The sequence below is a fragment of the Stenotrophomonas sp. STK17_22 genome (assembly GCF_051983905.1).
Taxonomy (GTDB): domain Bacteria; phylum Pseudomonadota; class Gammaproteobacteria; order Xanthomonadales; family Xanthomonadaceae; genus Stenotrophomonas; species Stenotrophomonas maltophilia_A.
In genome coordinates this window covers 516121-537251 of sequence record NZ_CP197010.1, presented here as the reverse complement: position 1 = coordinate 537251, position 21131 = coordinate 516121, and the positions used below count along the sequence as shown (strand labels likewise).

Below are 21131 nucleotides of genomic sequence, written 5' to 3'. Positions count from 1 at the left end.
GAGGCCAGCATGCACCACACCGGTGACGGCGTGAAGATCGCTTCCGCGCGTTCAGCCAGATCCCGCACAGGGCGGGCGGCACTACGGGAGGGCCAGCCGGGGCGGAGCGGATTAGACTTGGGGTTTTCCGCTGCAAGAGAAGTCCATGTCCAAGCTGCGCCGTCCCACCCTGGCACTGGCCATCGTTGCCAGCCTGTCCCTGGCCGCCTGCGACCGCCCGGCCGATCCGGCTGCCGGCACCGCCGCGCCTGCCGATGCCGCACCTGCGGCCGCCAAGCCGATGCTGGGCAGCTTCGGCTTCGATGCCAGCGGCATGGACCGCAGCATCAACGCCGGCGATGATTTCTTCGGCTTCGCCAACGGCACCTGGGTGAAGAACACCGAGATCCCGGCCGACCGCTCGCGCTTCGGCAGCTTCAACGTCATCGCCGAGAAAACCCTGGCCGACACCCGCGCCATTCTCGAAGGCGCCGCCGGCAACACCCAGGCCAGCGGTGACGACAAGCTGATCGGCGACTACTACGCCGCCTACATGGACGAAGCCGGCATCGAGCAGCACGGCATCGCGCCGGTGCAGCCGCAGCTGAAGGCCATCGATGCGATCGCCGACAAGGCCGGGCTGGCCCGTGCCCTGGGCGGCGACGTGCGTGCCGACGTCGACCTGCTCAATGCGACCAACTTCTACACCGACCGCCTGTTCGGCCTGTGGGTGTCGGTGGACCTGCTGCAGCCGGACCGCAACGCGCCCTACCTGGTGCAGGGCGGCCTGGGCATGCCCGACCGTGACTTCTACCTGGGCGGCGGCCGCATGGCCGAGCTGCGCAAGCAGTACCAGGCCTACATCGCACAGATGCTGCAGCTGGCCGGTGTCGCCGATCCGGCGGGCAAGGCGCAGCGCATCCTCGCGCTGGAGACGAAGATCGCGCAGGCGCACGCCACCCAGGAAGAAACCAATGATGTGACCAAGGGCGCCAATCCCTGGACCCAGGCCGACTTCAATGCCAAGGCGCCGGGCATGGACTGGAACGCCTTCCTCGACGCGGCCGCGCTGGGCAAGCAGCAGGACTTCATCGTCTGGCAGCCCAAGGCCGTGGCCGGCCTGTCCAAGCTGGTCGCCACCGAGCCGCTGGATGTCTGGAAGGATTACCTGGCCTTCCACGCGCTGGACCGCGCCGCTGCCTACCTGCCGAAGAAATTCGCTGATGCCCGCTTCGCCTTCCACGGCACCACGCTGAGCGGCACGCCGCAGCAGAGCGACCGCTGGAAGCGTGCAGTGGACGACGCCAACCATGCCATCGGCGAAGCGATCGGCAAGCGTTACGTCGAGAAGCACTTCGACGCCAAGACCAAGGAACGCGCGGACGAGATGGCGAAGAACATCATCGCCGCCTTCGCCAAGCGCATCGACGCGCTCGCGTGGATGTCGCCGCAGACCAAGGCCAGCGCCAAGGCCAAGGTGGCCGGCCTGACCGTGGGCATGGGCTACCCCGAAAAGTGGCGTGATTACACCGGCCTGGAGATCCGCCGTGATGACGCGCTGGGCAATGCGCAGCGCGCCGAACTGTTCGAGTACCAGCGCAACATCGCCAAGCTGGGCAAGGCGGTCGACCACAGCGAGTGGGCGATGCTGCCGCAGACCATCAACGCGATGAACGTGCCGCTGGAGAACCGCCTGGTGTTCCCGGCCGCGATCCTGCAGCCGCCGTTCTTCGACGGTGCTGCCGACGACGCGGTGAACTACGGCGCCATCGGCGCAGTGATCGGCCACGAGATCAGCCACGGCTTCGACAACGCCGGTGCGCTGTTCGACGAGACCGGCAAGCTGCACAACTGGTGGACCGCTGAAGACCTGAAGCAGTTCAACGCCGCTGGTGATGCGCTGGCCGCACAGTTCAGCAGCTACGAGCCGTTCCCGGGCGTGCATGTGAACGGCAAGCTGACCCTGGGCGAGAACATCGCCGACGTGGCTGGCCTGGGTACCGCCTACGATGCCTACCAGCTGTCGCTGCAGGGCAAGCCGGGGCAGACCCTGGAAGGCTTCACCCCCGACCAGCGCTTCTTCCTCGGCTTCGCCCAGGCGTGGCGCAGCAAGAGCCGCGAGCAGGCGCTGCGCAACTCGCTGCTGACCGATGTGCATGCACCGGGCCAGTTCCGCGCACTCACCGTGCGCAACATCGACGCCTGGTACCCGGCGTTCGAAGTGAAGGAAGGCCAGAAGCTGTACCTGGCCCCGGACAAGCGGGTCAAGGTGTGGTGATGTAACCGGAACGGGCGCCGAAAGGCGCCTGTTTCATTTCCCGGTAGCTGCCAACCCTGGTTGGCAAATGCCCCGCTCTGGTGGGTGCCAACCCTGGTCGGCACATGCCCCGCTCTGGTAGCTGCCAACCTTGGTTGGCAAATGCCCCGCTCTGGTGGGTGCCAACCTTGGTCGGCAAATGCCCCGCTCTGGTAGCTGCCAACCTTGGTTGGCAAATGCCCCGCTCTGGTGGGTGCCAACCTTGGTCGGCAAATGCCCCGCTCTGGTAGCTGCCAACCTTGGTTGGCAAATGCCCCGCTCTGGTGGGTGCCAACCTTGGTTGGCACGGAGCAGGAATCCACGCATGGCGTGGATCTACCTGCGGGTGGTGGCAACCATCAGCAGAGCGCTCGCAGCCAACACCGCAGCAGCCCAAAGCGTGGCGTACGGCCCGACACCATCCAGCAGCCGTCCCCCGCCCCACGCGCCAAGTGCGATACCGATGTTGAACACGCCTACATACAGGGCGGTGGCGATCTCCACGGCCTGCGGCACCGCTTTCATCATCCAGCTCATCAGGCCCACCGATACGCCGCCATAGGCCAGGCCCCATAGCAGCAGCACCGCAATGCCACCGCTCGGCGTGCCCCCCACCCACAGCAACAGCAGCGGCGTCAGCAGCAGGCCCGATGCGATCGCCAGCAACGTACCGCGCGGATGGCGTGCTGCCAGCGGCCCGGCGATGAAGTTGCCGGCGATGCCGGCCAGGCCGTAGGCAAACAGCAGTGCACCGATCCACGACGCCTCCACGCCCGAGACGGACGTCAGCAGCGGCCGCACGTAGGTGAAGGCGATGAAGTGCCCGGACACCAGCAGCACGGTCAGCCACAGCCCACGCCGCAGGTCGCGCTGGCCAAGCTGCTGTACGAACTGCCGCGGCTGCGCCGATGTACTTACAGGTAACGCGGGAACCACCCGCAGATGCAGCAGCATCACCGCCGCACTGAACAACGCCATCGCCGCAAAGGCGCTGCGCCAACCCAATGCATCCCCGATCAGCGCGCCCAACGGAACGCCCAGCACCGACGCTGCGGCCACGCCGCCGAAGATGATCGAGGTAGCCAGGCCGATGCGGTCAGCCGGCACCAGACGCGCAGCCAGACCGCCGGCGATGGCCCAGATGCCGCCCATGCAGAACCCCACCAGCACCCGTGCGGCCAACAGCCAGCCGATGCCCGGTGCCAGCGCCGACGCGAGGTTGGCGACCAGCAGGAGCGCAAGCAGCGCGCACAGGATGCGACGGCGATCGATGCCACCGGCTGCGATCACCACCAGCGGTGCGAACACTGCCGCCAGCAGGGCCGGCAGCGAGATCATGAGGCCGGCTGTGCCGGTGGACGCGCCGAGATCTTCGGCGATCGGGGTCAGCAGGCCGACCGGCAACATTTCGGTGGTGACCACCGAGAACGTGGCGAGGCCGACGGCGGAAACCGCCCACCACGGATGACGAGGCACAGGCGCGGCGTGCGCAGGCGATGAAGCGCTCACGGGACGATTCCTTCAGGGGATGTGGTCGAGGCAGACGGGCGCAGTGCACGGTGCGCGAGCACGGCGAACAGCAGCACGCCACCGCCTGCCACCAGCGCAACAGCAAAACCGCTGCGCACGCCCCCCGCATCGACACCCTGCCCGGACAGTGCCGCGCCCAGCGCCACGCCGATGTTCAATCCGGCCAGCAACCAGGTCATGCCTTCGGTCAGGCGCGATTCGGGCACGTACTGTTCGACCAGCGACATCGCCACGATCATCGTCGGCGCGAAGAACACCCCGGCCAGCAGCACGGCAACGGCCAGGGCAGGCAGGCTGCCGACCCACAGCAGCGGTAGCGTGGCCAATGCAGTGGCCGCTGCTGCGGTCAGCAACAGGCGCGGCAACGGGATCTGCAGCTTCAGTGCACCAAACAGCAGGCCCGCCGCGCAGCTGCCCAGCGCATAGGCCGACAGCACCCAACTGGCAGCCAGTGGCTGCCCGCGCTGTTCGGCGAAGGCCACGCTGGTGATGTCGACGGTACCGACAATCACACCCATCGCCAGCATCAGCAACGCCAGCAGGCGGATCTCCGCTTGCCGCAGCAGCGAGCGCGAGGGTGTTGCGCCTTCGCAGCGCTGCAGCGGTGGTTCGGTACCACGCTGCAGGAACAGTGCGGTCACTCCGATCACCAGCAGAAGGGCTGCAGCCAGCACGCCGGCCTGTGGCCATACCGCTACCGACAATCCGACTGACAACGGTGGCCCGGCGATGAAGGTGACCTCGTCGAACACCGTCTCCAGCGAGTAGGCGGTCTGCAGTTGCGGGCGCCCGCGATGGATCGCGGTCCAGCGCGCGCGCACCATCGCCGACACACTGGGCATGCAACCGGCCAGCATCGCCGCAATGAACAGCGTCCAGTCCGGCGCGGCCAGCAGCGTGCACGCAAGCAGCAACAGCAACCCGGCCGCACTGGCCGCGGTGGCCCACGGCAGCACCCTGCCCTGCCCGCGCCGGTCGACCCAGCGCGATACCTGCGGCGACAGCAACGCGTAGGTCAGCACGAAGGTGGCCGACACCGCACCGGCCAGTGCATAGCTGCCGCGCAGCTGGGACAGCAGGGTGATGATGCCGATACCGGTCATCGGTAGAGGAAGGCGTGCCAGCAGCCCGGCCAGGGCGAGGCCGGCGGTGCCGGGGGCCGCGAACAGGTCGCGATAGGGGGTGGCCATCAGGTTCTCCAGGGCAGCGACTTGCCTGGCGCACTGGGCGCCACGACAATACATACAGAGTGTATGAATAAGAGGCTACATTCATACGCACCGTATGTAAATAATCATGCACTGTGTATGTAAGGAGCTCCGGATGGTTCGTCGCACCCGCGCCGAGATGGAAGAAACCCGCGCCACCCTGCTGGCCACCGCCCGCCGGGTGTTCAGCGCGCATGGCTATGCCGCCACCTCGATGGACGACCTGACCGCCCAGGCCGGGCTGACCCGCGGCGCGCTGTACCACCACTTCGGCGACAAGAGGGGTCTGCTGGCGGCTGTCGTCGCCCAGCTCGATGCCGAGACCGACCTGCGTCTGCAGGCGATCAGCGATGGCGCGGATGATGCCTGGGACGGCTTCGTGCAGCGTTGCCGCGCCTATCTGGAGATGGCACTGGAGCCGGAGATCCAGCGCATTGTGCTGCGCGATGCGCGCGCGGTACTGGGTGGTGCCTCACCGGAATCGCAGCGCCACTGCGTGCACTCGATGCAGCACCTGATCGAACATCTGGTGGCGCAGGGCGTGGTGGCGCCGGTGGACGCGCAGGCGCTGGCGTCGCTGATCTACGGCAGCCTGGCCGAGGCCGCGTTCTGGATCGCCGAGGGCGAGGATGGCGACGCGCGCCTGCGGCAGGCGACGGCGGCGCTGGAGATGCTGTTGCGTGGGTTGAAGTCGGCCGGGTGAAGCCCATCCGCGCATGGCGTGGATCTACTGCGGAATCCGCTCTGGTAGAGGCCAACCTTGGTTGGCGCTTCTTCGGCACCGCGCGAAATGCGTGCCGACCAAGGTCGGCAGCTACCAGAACCAAGGTGTCAGTAGATCCAGCTACTGCGGAATCCGCTCTGGTAGAGGCCAACCTTGGTTGGCGCTTCTGCGGCACCGCGCGAAACGCGTGCCAACCAAGGTTGGCACCTACCTGGGAACGGTGGGCCACCCGCGCAACACCGCCACCGGCACGCCCATGCGCGTGCAGGCGCGGCTGGCCAGGCCATCGGGTAGCGCGCGGCGGAACAGCGGCGCCATGCCCTGCATCAGCTTCGCCGACGCGGCCGCCTGCGCCCGTTGGCGGCCATTGCGCTCGAGCATGCCTTCGGCCCAGTCCGGCAGCAGCGCGGCACCGGCCCCCAGAAACACTTCGCGCGACAGACCCGGCACCGGTACCGGCAGGCGCACGCCGGACAACACCTCCAGCACTTCGCGCGAGCGTTCGTCGACGCGCAGTTCCGGCTGCCGCGCGCAGAAGTACGCGGCCACTTCGGCTTCACTGCGTGGCACATCCACCGCACCCAGTGCCTCGGCCACGCAGCGGTACTCGTCGTAGTAGCGATCGGCGATGTGCGCCGGCACCTCGCGCCCGTAGCGGCGGAAGCCTTGCAGGAAGCCAAACGCCTCGGTCACGTGCACCCACGTCAGCAGCTGCGGATCGTCCGCCGCATAGGGCTCCCCCTGCGCGGTCTGGCCCCGGATCTGCGCATGGATGCGGCGTACCTTGGCCACCAGCGCCTCCACCTCGCCGCTGGGCGCATAGCTGGTGCCGGCAACGAAGGCGGTGGTGCGACGCAGGCGTCCCACCAGGTCCTGGCGGAAATTGGAGTGGTCGTAGACGCCGGCCAGCGCGCGCGGGTGCAGGGTCTGCAGCATCAGCGCACACAGGCCACCGGCCAGCATCGACGGGAATTCCGCATGCAGCCGCCAGGTGACGCTGTCCGGGCCGAACCAGCCCGGGTCTCCCAGCGGGTGGTCGTAATCGATGCCGCTCTGGCCACGCGGGAAGGCCTCCAGCACCCAGCGCCGGATAGGCGCGGTGACGGGGCGGGAAAGTCGCTGCAGCAGAGCCGGCATCACAGGTCCAGGAAAGGCGGAAGAGCGGCCGCAGGTTGCGCGGTCGGCCCCGATTCTGGGCGATCACGACGCCGACGGCGAGTCTCCGCGCTCAGCCACGGTTTCATGTGCAGCCGCAGCACGTTTCACCCTGCGACATCCTGTCGCAGGCTGCGACCATGATGTTGCAGTGCAACAACATTCACCCATTCAGACAAAACCCTTACGCCGCTAGGCATTGCGCCCATTGCACGGCTCGCTGGAAGTGCTAGAACTGAACCCGCCACACCGTCCAACGCTGATCGACGCACGTTCCACAAGGAGCCAGCCATGATTGCTTTGTTCAAGGGTTTGGGACTACTGCTTCGCGACAACGAGCTCTACAGCAGCCCGTTCGAAAAACAGGTCGCGCACTGGCGCAGCCTCAGCGAGCAGCAGATCCGCGATGAAGTGGCTGTGCTGGCCCAGGCTAAGTGCCAATGGCTGATCGCCTCGATCGTCGGCTGGCAGGCGGCCTCGCTGCTGATCCTCGGGCTGATCACCAACTACCTGTGGCGCGACGATTACCACATCACCTTCACCCGCGTGGTCGTGGTGTTCGGCTCATGGATCTCGATCCTGTTCGTGATCTGGTTCATGGCCAACATGTTCGACCGCACCGCCGGTTTCGAGCGTTGGATGAAGGCCTTCAACAGCCGCGCCCGCATCAGCTCCAAGGCCGACAGCGTCGAGAACGTGGCCGAGGCACTGGACCTGGCCGAGCACTACCCGGAAGTGCTGGACTACAAGCAGGCCGTCACCGCCAAGCGCGAGCTGCGCCATGAGGACATCCGCATCATGACCGAGATCGGGCGCATGAAGCAGCACTCAGAACTGGTCGGCCGCCTGAACCATGTGGGTGAGAACGAGCACCACCACGACCTGACACTGCAACCTGCCTACTGACCCTTCAGGGAAGCGGGGGGACCCACAATGCCACCGTGATCACTCACGGTGGCATTGTTCTATCGGGTCCTGGCTGACGCATTGGTGGAAGCCCCTGGGCAGGTCACGCATCGCCTCGGTCTTTCCCACCGCCACCGCGAACCGACGCAACGGCGGCGTGGCACACGCGGCCCCGCTGCTGCATGCAGGGTCCAGCACCACGTAGTGGCAGTGGCCACTGCTGCTGGCGATGCACTGGAACCGCGCCTCGCCATCGACCACGGTGCGTTTGCTGTACAGCGTGTCCACGCCGTTGGCATTGGTACGGGTGATCGAGGTTTCGCTGGACTTCTCGCAGCCGGCCAACGACAGCGCAGCAACGCAGGCAAACAGGAACAGGCGCATGGTGCCTCCAGGGTGCGGCTACATGCCGCGGAACAGGCTCATGAAGGGTTGGCTGACCACCAGCGTCTCCGTACGCCCACGCAGGCGCAGCACCCCGCGCCCGGTATCGTCGCGGCTGACCGCTGCCACCGCCTTCATGTTGACGATGGTCGAGCGATGGATCTGGCGGAAGTGCTGCGGATCGAGCACTTCCAGCAGCTCGCGCAACGGTGTGCGCAGCAGGCTCTCACCGGCCGCGGTCATCACGGTGGTGTACTTGTTGTCAGCACGGAAATAGGCCACGTCTTCCAGCATGATCAGCTGCGTCTCGCGGCCGTTGCTGGCGGTGATCCAGGCCAAGGGCGGGCGCTCTGCCGCCCTCTGCGACGGCCCCAGGCGCTGAAGCAGGCGTTCGAGTACGGCATCGTCCTGGCGCGTTGATGGCAGCCGCGACAGGATGCGTTCGCGCGTGGCCAGCAGGCGCTCATCGCTGACCGGCTTCAGCAGGTAGTCCATCGCACCCTGCTCGAACGCGTCGATGGCGTACTGGTCGTAGGCGGTAACGAACACCACCTGGGTGCGCGGGCTCAGTTCGGACAGCGAACGGGCCACTTCAATGCCACTGATGCCGGGCATGCGGATATCGAGGAAGGCGATGTCCGGCTGTTTCTCGGCCAGCTGTTCCAGCGCACTGGCGCCATCCTCGCACTCGGCCACCAGCTTCAGGTCCGGCCACAACCGGCCCAGCTGCTCGACCAGCGACTGCCGCAGCAGTTCCTCGTCTTCGGCAATGAGCGCCTCAAGCGGCATGGCTGCGCTCCTTGCTCGACTGCGGCAGGGTCATGGTCGCGGCCACGCCGCTGGGGAAGTTGGCGACGATCGCCACGCCGGCCTGTTCGCCGCAGGTCAGGCGCAGGCGCTCGCGCAGGTTCTTCAGGCCGATGCCGGTACCGCTGGTGCCCTGGCCGAAGCCGAGGCCATCGTCGGCCACCGTCACCGTTACATGGTCATCGAAGCCACGCGCCAGGATCCAGATCGTGCCACCGCCGGGCTTCGGTTCCAGGCCATGCTTGATCGCGTTCTCCACCAGCGTCTGCAGCGCCATCGCCGGCAGCTGCACGCCGTGCAGTTCGTTCGGTACCTGCACCTCCACCCCCAGCCGTGCGCCCATGCGGATACGCAGGATCTCCAGGTAGGCACGGGTGCGCTCCAGCTCCACGCCCAGCGTGGACAGCGATTCGTCCACCTGTGGCAACGAGCTGCGCAGGTACTGGATCAGGTGGCCCAGCATCTGGTCAGCACGTGCCGGGTCGGTGCGGGTCAGCACCTGCGCGTTGGCCAGCGTGTTGTAGAGGAAGTGCGGTTCCACCTGCGCGTGCAGCAGGTTCAACCGGGCCACCGACAGCTCCTTTTCCACCTGGGTCTGCTCGGCCGCGGCCTGCTCGTCGCGACGCTGGTCGGCAACACGGCGGCTGATCGCGCGGGTGACCGCTTCGGCGTTCTCGAAGTTGCTGCCCTCATCCAGTGCCAGCAGGTCGGCCCACCAGCCGGCATCCGGCTCAAACAACAGGGTGACGGTACTGGTGCCCTGCCCCGGCGTGACCGTCGCCAGCACGCTGTTGCGCTTGATCGCCAGCCGTGCCGGCAGGTTCCAGCGCGATGGCTGGCGGCCGTTCCAGGCATCCACGCGGCGCACGTAGGCCCGCACCTGCAGGCTGCCGGCCGAACTTTCCACGTCTTCAACGCGCGGCAGTTCAGCGATGGCCGCTTCCACCACCGAGAATGCCTGGCCGGCATCCATCGGCAGTTCCACCTGGCGGCGCTGGCGGCCGGAGAGCGTGGTCGAATCCAGCCGGCCGGCGACCAGCCAGACGCGGCGTACATGGGTAATCGCGCTGCCCAGCGCGGAAATCATCAGAAACATCGCCAGCAGGCCGAAGATCCAGCCGGGGCCATCGTTCATGCCGCTGAAGATGCCGCTCCAGACCATGCCGGCGACGAACAGCGCCGCAGCCCAGGCCAGCAGGTGACGAAGCAGGAGAGAGAGGCTGGCGAACACGGCGGCGCCTTGGAGGAAGGGGGTGAGCCGAGCATAGGGCGGCCCGCCGGGCAAACAAGCGGGTTGCGACGAAGGGCCGGAAAGCGGGGATGGAAGCCATTCTGGTAGAGCCGGCCGCTGGCCGGCTCCCCATGACCTCCACAAGCATCACAAGGTTGCCGGCCAGCGGCCGGCACTACCCGGGAGGCGCCGGGCGAACCCGGCGCATTCCCTTACTTGCGCTGGTCGGCGCTGGCGTCACGCACGGCGCGGAACGATTCGTCCTTGCTCCAGTTTGGCCAGCTGCGCGAGTTGGCCAGCTGGTTGCCCAGCGTGTACAGCACCTCCAGGTCGCGGGCGGCACCGGCGAACACCCAGTCCGGCTGCCACTCGTCGCCCTGCTGGTGGTAGCGCTTGGCGGTGTAGTCCTCGGAGGCCTTCTTGCCTGCGGCCACGCCACCGTCCACCCAGTCCTGGCCGGCCGACCAGGACAGCGCCGGCACGCCACGCTTGGCGAACGGGAAGTGATCGGAGCGGAAGAACAGGCCCGCTTCCGGCTTCGGGTCCGGCGTGTAGCGGATATCCCAGCCCTTGGCCACGTCCTTCAGCTGGTCCAGCAGCTCGAAGCGCGCGGCACCGTAGATGCCGAAATCACGCGACGGCCCGAACGGCGCCATGCCATCCATGTTGATCACCGCCACGGTCTTTTCCAGCGGATACAGCGGATGGGTGGCGTAGTACTCCGAACCCAGCAGGCCCTTTTCCTCGGCGGTGACCGCCAGGAACAGCAGCGAACGCTGCGGGCGCTTGGCCTTGGCGAAGCCACGGGCCAGTTCGATCAGCGATGCGGTGCCACTGGCGTTGTCCAGAGCGCCATTGAAGATCCGGTCGCCACGTGCGTCGGGCTCGCCCACGCCGATGTGATCCCAGTGCGCGCTGTAGACGATGGTCTCGTCCGGGTGGCTGCTGCCCTCCAGGCGTGCGGCCACGTTGTGCGAGGTGATCACTTCGGTCTTCACCGCGTACTTCGCGTCCAGGCTGGCGCCGGTCAGCGGCACCGGGGTGAAGTCGCGCTGCTGCGCCTTCTTCTTCAGCGCCTCGAAGTCCTGCCCGGCCGAGCGGAACAGCTCCACGGCCAGGTCGCGCTGGATCCAGCCTTCCAGCAGCGGGTGGCTGTCGGCCGGGTTGTCGCGCACCACGTCGAACATGGTGTTGGTGTTGGAACCGGCCACGGTGGCCCAGCCGTACGACGCCGGTGCGGTCTCGTGCACGATCAGCACGCCCAGCGCCCCCTGGCGGGCGCCTTCTTCGTACTTGTAGGTCCAACGGCCGTAGTAGGTCATGCCCTTGCCGTCGAAATCACCCTGGCCGGTCTCGAAGTCCGGGTCGTTGATCAGCACGACGGCGATCTTGCCCTTCAGGTCCACGCCCTTGAAGTCATCCCAGTTGCGCTCCGGGGCCTTCACGCCGTAGCCGAGGAACACCAGCGGGGCCTTGCTGATGTCGACGTTGCTGGCGCCGTTCATGGCAGCGCGCACGGCGATCTGCTTGCCCTGTTCCAGCGCAACGGTCTTGCCGCCCTGGTGCAGCGCCAGCTGCGGTGCGCCGACGATGTCGCCCTTGCGCAGCGGCACCGCCTGGGTCCACAGGCGCTTGCCGTCCTTGAGGTCGCCGCCCGGCTGCAGGCCGGCGTCGGCGAACTGCTTGCTGAGGAAGGCGATGGTCTTCTCTTCGCCGGCGGTGGCCGGGGAGCGGCCTTCGTAGGCGTCGGAGGCCAGTTCCTTGACGTCGGCGGAGATCCGCACGCCATCGAATTTCGGGGTGGCCGCCATCAGTGCGCTCGACACCGAAAGGGCCAGCACGCCCAGTACTACTCGTTTCATTGCTCTCTCCAGCAGGGAAATCCTTCTGGAGTGTAAGGGGTTCGGCAGGGCTGCGCCCTGCACCCGCAGAAACAACGGCAACGGCCGAAGCAACAGCAAAAGCTGGGTTCCTGAGGGTAGGCGGGGTAGGTCCGGTTGCGGGGGACGCCGTGAATCCGTCCCTGGAGGCTTGGGCGCGCCATCCATGGCGCTTACACCCCCGCAACCGGACCCACCCCGCCTTCGACAGGTTCCCGCTGCTGTTGGTGGGTGTCGACCTTGGTCGACACACCGCTGTTGGTAGGTGTCGACCTTGGTCGACACGCCGCTGTTGGTAGGTGTCGACCTTGGTCGGCACGCCGCTGTTGGTAGGTGTCGACCTTGGTCGACACACCGCTGCTGGTAGGTGTCGACCTTGGTCGACACACCGCTGCTGGTAGGTGTCGACCTTGGTCGACACACCGCTGCTGGTAGGTGTCGACCTTGGTCGACACGGACGGAAACAAGAAGGGGTCAGTTCCCTTTCCCAGCGGGAACGGTCTCTGACCCCATCGGTGTGTTGCTTGAGCCTGTTACCAGTTCGGGTCTTCGGCCGGGGCGGCAGCGGGCTTGGGCTTCGGCTTGGCCGCCGGGCGCGCGGCGGCAGCCGGTGCAGCCGAGGCCGTTGCGCCAGCAGCGGCAGCAGCCGGCTTGCTGCCCAGCTTCTGGCGCAATTCAATCTGGCCCGGACGGAAGCCGCCGCGCATGGCGTCGACGCCGTCTTCGATGGTGCCGTACGAGGTCTGTGCAGCCACGCGGTCGATGCGGATGGTGCAGCACGGGTGTTCGCTGCGGCCCAGCGAGCGACCGGTCTGCGGGTCCTTCAGTTCTTCGCCCAGGCGCACGGCCTGCCAGCGCTGGCCGGCCTGCACGGTGTCACCGCCCTGGCTCAGCACCACCTGGTCTCCGTCCACCGAAACCACCGACACCGGGAACAGCGTGGTGACGATGGCGGTGCCGATCTGGCCGGACAGCGATTCCATCATCGCCGCGGCCATGTTGCGGCCATTGACCACGCGCGGCAGGGTGCTCGGGCCGGTCGAGGCCAGCTGGTGATCGAAGCTGTCGGACATCACCACCTGGCCGGTGGTGGCGTTGATCAGGCGCAGGGTAATGCGGCCGCCACCGGAGTACGAGGTCACCTGGCGGTCGGACATGCGCAGGTTGCGCACGCTGCGCGGGTACTCGAAACGTTCGATGGTCGGGATCAGGATCAGGTCGGTCGCCAGCTGCTGGCCCACGCGTGCGGTGTCCTGCAGGCGCACGTTGCCACTGTTGATGTGATCGATCTCGGCCTGCAGTTCGTCGCCGAATTCGCGGTCCAGCACGATGAAGCGCTGGGTCTGGGTCAGCGTGTCGGACAGCCGTGCGCGGATCGCATCGGCCACTTCATCGGCATCCACGCGGCCGTCTCCGACGGCGTAGCTGCCGGCCTTGGTGCGCGGCAGGGCAACCACGATCTTCGGCTTGCCCTGCTCGTCCGGCGCGCGGTACTGGGCAATCTGTGCGCGCACGCGCACCTTCCAGTAGCTGCGCATGCTGCGATGGGTCACGTCGGAATCGAACGAACTGGCGCCACGCTTGGCATCGACGTTGACCTTCTCGTCGTAGCTTTCCCTGACGCTGGCCGAGGCCGAACCGCTCTTGGCCGATGCTTCGCCGGAGGCACTGGCCGACGCCGAGCCCTTGAAGCTCCAGCCTTCGTCGCTGGCGCGCACGCGGGCGATGGTTTCCTCGTCCAGCTGCCGCACTTCATCCTGCGACAGGATTTCATAGCCCAGCACCGCGCCCTGCGAGCCGGCGATCATCTGCTGGGTGAACGCGTCGGCGCGGATATCGCCGACGTGTTCGTCATCCACATCCACATGCAGGCCTGCACGCAGGCTCTGCATCTGACTGGCCACGCGTACGCCGTTGACCTGCGCCACCGCCGACTGCAATGCCGCCAGCACCGCCAGTTCCGGGGTGCTGCCAATGCCGTCGGCTTCGCGCGCGACCTGGGTGATGCCGCCGAAATCCGGCGTGCCACGCAGGGGCGCTGCTTCCACTGGCGCATTGCTGGCCAGTGCACTGGTTGCCTTGTCCTTGGCGGGCGCGGCGGCCGGGGTGTCCTGCTTGCCACAGGCTGCAAGCAGCGTGGCAGCCAGGCCCAGGCCGATCAAACGGTAGGTCATACGCATGGAGATTCGCCTCGGATCAGAGCGTGTCGAGCATCGAATCGGCGTTGGACGGCACCTTCACCTTGCTCTTCTTGGCGAAGGTCACGGCCGACTTGGTCGAACCGTACAGGCCCTGGATGAAGCCCGGCGATTCCTTGGCCACCCATGCACCTGCTGCCAGCTTGCGGCCGACGGTGGCCAGCTGGGTCGCGCCCAGGTTCTTCATGCCGGCGGTGAAGTTGCTGGCTTCGCCGCCCAGCTTCTGTGCTTCGGCCGCCGAGGACAGCAGCGAGACCAGGCCTTCGGCGTAGTGCTGCTTGGATTCAGCGTTCAGTTCCGGCTGTGCGGCCTGGCGCTCGTTGATCGCCGCCTGCGCAGCTTCACTGACCGACACCGACTTCTTCATCGCATCGACGCTGACCGAACCCGACGACAGCGCCTGGCGCTCGGCTTCCAGCAGCTGCACCTGCTCGGCCAGGCCGAAGGCGCGGGCAAACGAGGTCTGGGCCTGCAGCGAGTGCGACTGCGAGCTGACGAAACGACGCACCAGCGCTTCCTGCGCGGCTTCGTCCGGAGCGGCGGCGCTGGAGGCGCTGCTGCTGGAGGTGCCGGTAGCGGCGCCAGCCAGGTCCTTCAGCTTGCCCAGGCCAGCGTGGGCCGGCATCGACAGGGTGGCGGCCGCGATGGCCACGACAAGAGCGGTATTGCGGATCATGTGAGTGTCCTTTTGGGAGAGACGGCCGCGAAGCGGCACGTGGGAAATCGGTAACCCCGGGCGATGCCGAGCGAGCTCGGCACCCACCGGGGTGGCGGATCAACGAACTGCCTTGACGTTCAGTTCGTTGATCATCTGCTGGGCAGCCTTTTCAGCCGCCAGCTGCAGCGCGTTGGTACGGGCGACGGTTTCGTTCGGGCCGGTACCGGAGAACTGCACCGGGCCCACCGACGACACGGTGCGCGGGAAGCGACCGGTCACGTCCAGCACCTTGCCGGTGACCGTGACGAACACGCGGGTGTTGCCGCTGGCCGGGTCGCGGTCGCGCATGCCGACGTCGAGGGTGCCGACGGCGATGTACGGGATGTTGGCCGCACGGATGCCGTTGGCGGTATCACGCAGGGTGGCCGGGGCCAGGTCGTTGCCGGTGCTGAAGTCCTTGCGGATACGCTCGATGCTGAGCAGACCGCGCGACTCGCCTTCCACGTATTCGGCTTCAACCACTTCGTAGCCGGCGGCGCTGAAGGCGCCGGTCATCGCGGTGTTCACTTCGGCGGCGTTGGCCACCTTCCAGCTGATGTTGTCGCTGCGCTGGGTGGTGCTGCCACCGCTGGTGACCGACATCGAACCATTCTGGTTGATGCTGCCGTTGGTGCTGACCGAGTTGCCGCGGAAGCTGTCGCCTTCACGGGTGTTCTCGCTGTAGCTGCTGCTGGCGTCGACGCGACGGTATTCCTTGTCCTGGAACGACTGCACGGTGTCCTGCGAGCGCGCCATGAACAGGAAGGTCAGCAGCGAGCGCTGCGCGGCGGTGGCACCGGCCACGGCCGAGCCGGCATCCAGCTTGGTCTGCAGCAGTGTGGTGTTGATCTCGGCGCGGACGGTGACGGTGTAGGTCTTGGCCTTCTTGTCTTCAATGTCCGACAGCTGCACGGCGCTGAGCACGTAGCGGTCGATCTCGCCGATGAACTCGGAGCGACGTGCTTCGAACAGGCGCAGCTTGGCCGCACCGGTTTCGGCGATGTACGCCTCCAGTGCATTGACCTTGGCCTTGTTCAGGGCCTGGGCGCGGGTGTCGGCACTCAGGCGCAGGCCGTAGCTGGCCGAACCGGTACCGCGTGAACTGGCGGTCTGTGCAGCGACCGGGGAGGCCACCACCAGGGCGATGAGGATGAGCAGGATGGTACGCATCAACGACATGACTTGATCAACTCCTGGAGGGCTTGGGTCTGCTGCTGCAACGGGCGGCCGCCCGGCTTCTGTTCGTCCAGCCAGCCGCGCGAATCGGCGCGCTTGGCGGCGGCGCCGGCGAAGGCGTCGAAGCCGGCCAGCAGGGTTTCGTAGCTGGCCGACCACTGGTCGACCTGCCACTGCGTGACCGGCACCACCTTGGTGGCACCCTTGCGCAGCGGCTGTTCGAAATAGACCTTGCCGGAGAACGGCTCGGTCACCTTGGCGGTGAAGAACGCGCCGAACAGCATCGTCTTCATCGCCGGCGTTTCTTCGATCACGCCGTTCTTCAGCGCATCCACCTGCAGGTTGATGACGTAGTCCGGCTCGGGAATCTTCAGCTGGTAGACCTTGCCGTCGGCAAAGCGCGCCGCCATCGCACCACCGATCGCCTGGCCCGAGGCCGGCGGCAGCAGGCCGACGCCGGTATTGGACGACAGCGTCTTGGACAGCTCATGGGCCAGCGTGGCGCGCAGCGGGGCTTCCCACTTCGGGTCGGGCAGCTTGGCGCGGACCGCGTCGGACAGGGTTACGCCACCGACCTGCAGGCGACGCACGGCGGCATCGGGCAGCTTGGCCTGGGCGAGGCTGGCGGCCAGTACCTGCGACAGGCTGGTCGCAGCGTTGCCGTACAGCAGATCGGCGACGATCGCATCGATATCGTCGTTGTCGGGGCGGTAATCCTGCACATCGATGCGCTGCAGGGTGAGCGGATAGGACGCGATCACCTGGCGCTCGCGGAAATCGAAGAACAGCGCCTGCAGCGCCACTTCCACCAGCACCTTGTACTGGTCGCCGATCGGCTCGACCGAGACCAGTTCGCGGTCCAGTGCCGCGGCCAGCACTGTCGCACTGGTGGTGCCGTCGAGCATCGCCACCGGCTGGTCGATCAGTTCCAGATTGGCCGGCGGGCGACGCTTGAGCCCCTGCCCCAGGGTCTGGTTGAGCGGGATCAAGCCACGCTTTTCCAGCACGGCGTGCGCATGCGGCGTGGTCGCCTGCACGGCAGCGGCATCAGCGGTATAGGCAAAACCGGCCCAATAGGCCTGCTGTGATTTGTCTGCCGCCTGCACGGCCATCGGCCATACGGCCAGGCACAGGGCACAGGCAAGCAGGCGCGCAAAAGCGCGCGATGCGCTCTTCGTCCTTGAATACATCCAACCGCTCCTCGGTCAATACGCATGGAAAGTGGACGCTGACGCGTCCGCTGGGCGCGAAACATAACGGCTCGCGGGCCCGCCGACAAGTGCTGCCTTCGTCGAGGTCACTCCGTGGGAGGCAGGCCGGCCCGTTGCCGCAGCAGGCCCCGCTCTGCCTGGTTCTGGCTGAGTCTGGCGGCTTCCGCAAAAGCGTGACGTGCGTCCAGGTCGCGCCCCAGCGCCTGTAGTAACTCCCCGCGCACCACCTGCAGCGGCGCGTACTCGCGCAGTCGCGCGTCCACCAGCAACGGCTGCAGCTGCGCCCACGCCGCGAAGGCACCGTCACTGCGCAGCACCGCCACGACCCGGTTCAATGCAACAACCGGCGAGGGCTGCACCTGCAGCAGCTGCGTATAGAGCGCTGCGATGCGCGGCCAGTCGGTATCCTCGGGGCGGCGCGCCGCTGCATGGCACGCTGCGATACGCGCCTGCAGTACATAGGGATCATCAGCGCCACCGGCGGCCAGCGCGCGCGCCAGCACCTGCTGCCCGCGTTCAATCTGCAGCCAGTCCCAGCGCGCGCGGTTCTGCTGGTCCAGCAGTACCGGCACGCCCTGCGCATCGGTCCGTGCCGCGGCACGCGAGGCCTGCAGCTCCATCAGCGCCAGCAGGCCCAGCACCGGCGGCACCGGCAGCCGGTGCGCCAGGATGCGCGCGAGCCGCAATGCCTCCTCGCACAGCGCCGGACGCATCCAGTCATCACCGGCACTGGCCGCATAGCCTTCGTTGAACACCAGGTAGATCGCCTCCAGCACCGAAGTGAGCCGCTCGGGCATCGCGTCAGCACGCGGGACCTCGTAGGGCACCTGCTTCTGCGCCAAGGTGCGCTTGGCGCGCACGATGCGCTGGGCGATGGTCGGCTCGGGCTGCAGGAACGCGCGCGCGATCTCGACAGTGGTCAGGCCACCGAGCAGGCGCAGGGTCAATGCCACCCGTGCATCGGCCGGCAGCACCGGATGGCAGGCCACGAACATCAGCCGCAGCAGGTCGTCACCCAGATCATCTTCCAGCGCTTGACTGTCGTCGGGCGCCGGCAGCGGCGCCGGATGCAGTTCCTCGCCCCACTGCGCATGCTGCTGCGCCACCCGCTGGTGCTGGCGCAGTACATCAATGGCACGGTTGCGCGCAGTGGTCATCAGCCAGGCTCCGGGGTTGTCCGGGATGCCCTGCTCCGGCCAGCGCTCCAGCGCGGCCAGCCAGGTGTCCTGGGCCAGCTCCTCGGCGCGGCCGACATCGCCCCCGAGCAGCCGCGCCAGGCGCGCGATCAACACCGGCGACTCCATCCGCCAGAGGGTTTCCAGACGCTGCGTCAGTGCGGGCTCGAGCATGCGCCGATCACAGCACGCACGCCCGGCCCGCACAAGCGCCGCAGCTCACGCTTCAACAATCGGCTTGAAGCCGCCCCAGAACATGCGTTTGGTGTCGAACGGCATGTCCTTCGGGCCCAGCGACGCCAACCGCGGGTCCACCATCACTTTCGCGTTGATACGGTCGCGCGCCGCGCGCGAACGGAACACCACGAAGGCGACGATCACCGTTTCGCCAGGTTTGGCCTTGACCGCACGCGGAAACGACGTGCTCTTTCCCGGTTCCACATCGTCGGCCACGCATTCCATGTACTGCAGCGCGCCATGGTCCTTCCACACCGCACCGGCCTTGCGGGCAAGGCGGCGGTAGGCCGCCACCTTGTCCTGGGGGCACGGCAGCACGTAAGCATCCACGTAAGCCATGAGGATTCTCCCTGCGGCGGCCGTCAGCCCGGTTCGCCGTCCATGTGTGCGATTTCCCAGAGATGGCCATCCAGATCCTGGAAGCCGCGCTGGTACATGAAGCCCAGGTCGCGCGCCGGCTGCGGTTCGCTGCCGCCGGCGGCCAGTGCCTTGTCCACCAACTCGTCAACTGCCTTGCGACTGGGTGCCGAGAGTGCGTTGATCACTTCCGTGTGGGTGTGCGCATCGGCAATCGGCTTGTTGGTGAACTGCTGGAAAAAAGGTTGGGTCAGCAGCATCACGTAGATGCTCTCGCTGATGACCATGCCTGCCGCGTCATCGTTGGTGTAAGTTGGATTGAAGCTGTAGCCCAGCGCGGTGAAGAAGGCCTTGGATTTCTCCAGGTCCTTCACCGGAAGATTGACGAAGATCATCTGCGGTTGCGGTGCATTCATCGGTGAAGCTCCTTGTGGATGAAAAGAAGAGGGATCAGGGCTGCTTCATGCAGTTGACCATCCACGGCTTGCCGTAGCGGTCGATCAACATGCCCCAGCGGTGCGCCCAGAACGTTTCGGCGATCGGCATCTGCACCTGGCCACCGTCGGCCAGCGCGGCGAACACGCGTTCGGCTTCTTCGATGCTGTCGACGTCGACATTGATGGTGGTCGAGCCACCCTCGCCACCGCCGGGACCGTCGGCCGCCATCACGATGGCGCTACCGATTTCCAGCTGGCTGTGCGCGACGTGGTCCAGGGTTTCCGGCGGCATCTCGTTGCAGCCCGGCGAGCCATCGGAGGGCGGCATGTCGCGGTATTTCATTTCCGAGGTGACCTGGCCACCGAGTGCCTTGGCGTAGAACGCCATCGCCTCATGGGCCTGGCCGCTGAAGCCGAGGAAAGGAATCAGTTTCATGGCAATACTCCGTCGTGGGTTTCAGGGGGGTAGCGCCGGGCCATGCCCGGCGGGGGAAATGAATCGGGTCAACCTTCCAGCTGTGCACGCAGACGCTGTTCCTGCTGCTGTAATTCGGAGGTGAAGGCTTCACCGAAGTCTTCGGCGGAGATCAGCGGGCGCAGCTCCAGCGTGCCACCACTGTTGAACGGCGCGCGGCTGGCCCATTCAACGGCCTCGTCCAGCGAGCGCACGTCCCACAGCCAGAAGCCGGCGATCTGCTCGCCCGCAGGGCCAAACGGACCGGCCTCGACCTTGGGCGCGCCACTGCCGAAATGAATGCGACGTCCGCGCTGGGTGGCATGCAGGCCTTCACCGGCCAGCATGATGCCGGCGGCCACGAGTTGTTCGTTGAAGGCGCCCATTTCGGACAGTTCCTGTTCACTGGGCATGCGGCCGGCTTCGGAGTCGGCGTTGGCCTTCACGATCACCATCACTTTCATTGCGGTCTCCCGTGGGGACGCGTGGTGCGTGCCCTTCACTGGGTACAACGAACCAGGGGGCTGGGAATCGACACGTCTTTTGAAAATTATTTCTTCCGTGGAAAGCGCGCCTTCGGCGGGCGTCGGCGAACGGCGGAGCCCCTCCGTGGTGGGGTGGGCTGGTCGCTGAAAGCTGGTTTCCTGTGGGTGGGCCGGGCGGGTGGGATTGGCGGGGACGCCGTAAACCCGTCCATGGGGGCTTAGCCGCGGCATCCATGCCGCGGATACCCCGCCAACCCCACCCGCCCGGCCCCAGACAGATTCCGGTGGCCGAACCACCACGGGAAGATCAAGAAAAAAGGCAGAAGCAACAGCAACAGCGGGTGGCTGGCGACCTCGGCTTTGCGAGCGGAGCGACCCGCTTTTGCTCTTGTTGTTGATCTCCCGTGGTGGGTCAGCCGCAGAGATCTGTCCAAGGCCGGGTGGGGAGGCAGGGCAGGGGCGTGAGCCGCATGGATGCGGCGACCGAGCTTACATGGACGTACTTGCAGCGCCCCCTGCCCTGCCTCCCCACCCGGCCAAATCCAAGAACCCGAGCTTTCAGCAACCAACCCACCCCACCACGGAGGGGCTCCGCCGTTCGCCG

19 protein-coding genes are annotated in these 21131 nt (G+C 66.8%); 3 read left to right on the top strand and 16 right to left on the bottom strand.

Going from position 1 to position 21131, the window contains the following annotated elements; all coding sequences use genetic code 11:
- The first annotated feature begins 145 nt into the window (after positions 1-145).
- Positions 146-2257 (top strand): M13 family metallopeptidase, encoded by a 2112-nt coding sequence (locus tag ACSYS9_RS02385; protein ID WP_032128756.1) that lies wholly within the window; start codon positions 146-148, stop codon positions 2255-2257.
- A gap of 354 nt (positions 2258-2611) precedes the next feature.
- Here ACSYS9_RS02385 and ACSYS9_RS02380 read toward each other — a convergent pair whose 3' ends face one another.
- Together ACSYS9_RS02380 and ACSYS9_RS02375 are read right to left on the bottom strand one after the other, a co-directional pair.
- Positions 2612-3784, bottom strand: coding sequence for an MFS transporter (locus ACSYS9_RS02380; protein ID WP_049460662.1), 1173 nt, complete (start codon positions 3782-3784; stop codon positions 2612-2614).
- Entirely contained in the window at positions 3781-4995 is a 1215-nt protein-coding gene (locus ACSYS9_RS02375; RefSeq protein ID WP_049460663.1) for an MFS transporter, read from the bottom strand. The genes ACSYS9_RS02380 and ACSYS9_RS02375 overlap by 4 nt, the downstream gene beginning before the upstream one ends.
- A 133-nt stretch (positions 4996-5128) precedes the next feature.
- Between ACSYS9_RS02375 and ACSYS9_RS02370 the strand changes: the two genes are divergently transcribed.
- Entirely contained in the window at positions 5129-5716 is a 588-nt protein-coding gene (locus ACSYS9_RS02370) for a TetR/AcrR family transcriptional regulator (protein ID WP_049460665.1), read from the top strand.
- A 228-nt stretch (positions 5717-5944) separates the two neighbouring features.
- Here ACSYS9_RS02370 and ACSYS9_RS02365 read toward each other — a convergent pair whose 3' ends face one another.
- A complete protein-coding gene (locus ACSYS9_RS02365; protein WP_049460666.1) occupies positions 5945-6874 on the bottom strand; it encodes an oxygenase MpaB family protein in 930 nt (309 codons plus the stop codon).
- A 309-nt stretch (positions 6875-7183) separates the two neighbouring features.
- On the opposite strand from ACSYS9_RS02365, the gene ACSYS9_RS02360 reads away from it, so the two are divergent.
- On the top strand, positions 7184-7798 hold the full coding sequence (locus ACSYS9_RS02360) for a hypothetical protein (protein ID WP_032128761.1): 615 nt from the start codon (positions 7184-7186) through the stop codon (positions 7796-7798).
- A gap of 39 nt (positions 7799-7837) precedes the next feature.
- Here the strand turns inward: ACSYS9_RS02360 and ACSYS9_RS02355 are convergent, their stop codons facing one another.
- The 13 genes from ACSYS9_RS02355 to ACSYS9_RS02295 form a co-directional block, all read right to left on the bottom strand.
- Positions 7838-8182, bottom strand: a complete 345-nt coding sequence (locus ACSYS9_RS02355; protein WP_032128762.1) for a hypothetical protein — start codon at positions 8180-8182, stop codon at positions 7838-7840.
- Between the two features lie 18 nt (positions 8183-8200).
- Entirely contained in the window at positions 8201-8971 is a 771-nt protein-coding gene (locus ACSYS9_RS02350; RefSeq protein ID WP_032128763.1) for a LytR/AlgR family response regulator transcription factor, read from the bottom strand.
- A complete protein-coding gene (locus tag ACSYS9_RS02345; protein ID WP_010484138.1) occupies positions 8961-10220 on the bottom strand; it encodes a sensor histidine kinase in 1260 nt (419 codons plus the stop codon). Before ACSYS9_RS02345 ends, ACSYS9_RS02350 begins: the two co-directional genes overlap by 11 nt.
- Before the next feature lie 212 nt (positions 10221-10432).
- Complete coding sequence (locus ACSYS9_RS02340; RefSeq protein ID WP_049460669.1) at positions 10433-12082, bottom strand: M28 family metallopeptidase; 1650 nt, start codon at positions 12080-12082, stop codon at positions 10433-10435.
- A gap of 551 nt (positions 12083-12633) precedes the next feature.
- On the bottom strand, positions 12634-14280 hold the full coding sequence (locus ACSYS9_RS02335; RefSeq protein WP_049463530.1) for a CsgG/HfaB family protein: 1647 nt from the start codon (positions 14278-14280) through the stop codon (positions 12634-12636).
- A 16-nt stretch (positions 14281-14296) separates the two neighbouring features.
- Entirely contained in the window at positions 14297-14974 is a 678-nt protein-coding gene (locus ACSYS9_RS02330) for a hypothetical protein (protein ID WP_049398327.1), read from the bottom strand.
- Positions 14975-15073: 99 nt separating this feature from the next.
- Positions 15074-16174 (bottom strand): hypothetical protein, encoded by a 1101-nt coding sequence (locus ACSYS9_RS02325; RefSeq protein ID WP_032128768.1) that lies wholly within the window; start codon positions 16172-16174, stop codon positions 15074-15076.
- Positions 16165-17361 (bottom strand): hypothetical protein, encoded by a 1197-nt coding sequence (locus tag ACSYS9_RS02320; RefSeq protein WP_049463531.1) that lies wholly within the window; start codon positions 17359-17361, stop codon positions 16165-16167. Before ACSYS9_RS02320 ends, ACSYS9_RS02325 begins: the two co-directional genes overlap by 10 nt.
- Positions 17362-17468: 107 nt before the next feature.
- Positions 17469-18731: an RNA polymerase sigma factor gene (locus tag ACSYS9_RS02315; RefSeq protein ID WP_032128770.1), complete on the bottom strand. Its 1263-nt coding sequence runs from the start codon at positions 18729-18731 to the stop codon at positions 17469-17471.
- Between the two features lie 45 nt (positions 18732-18776).
- Complete coding sequence (locus ACSYS9_RS02310) at positions 18777-19133, bottom strand: DUF1428 domain-containing protein (protein WP_049463532.1); 357 nt, start codon at positions 19131-19133, stop codon at positions 18777-18779.
- A gap of 23 nt (positions 19134-19156) precedes the next feature.
- The gene (locus ACSYS9_RS02305; RefSeq protein WP_032128772.1) at positions 19157-19567 is read right to left on the bottom strand and encodes a VOC family protein; all 411 of its coding nucleotides are present in this window, start codon (positions 19565-19567) and stop codon (positions 19157-19159) included.
- Positions 19568-19601: 34 nt separating this feature from the next.
- Positions 19602-20024, bottom strand: a complete 423-nt coding sequence (locus tag ACSYS9_RS02300; protein WP_012509913.1) for a VOC family protein — start codon at positions 20022-20024, stop codon at positions 19602-19604.
- 68 nt (positions 20025-20092) lie between these two features.
- Positions 20093-20506 (bottom strand): YciI family protein, encoded by a 414-nt coding sequence (locus tag ACSYS9_RS02295; RefSeq protein ID WP_049463533.1) that lies wholly within the window; start codon positions 20504-20506, stop codon positions 20093-20095.
- Positions 20507-21131 lie beyond the last annotated feature (625 nt).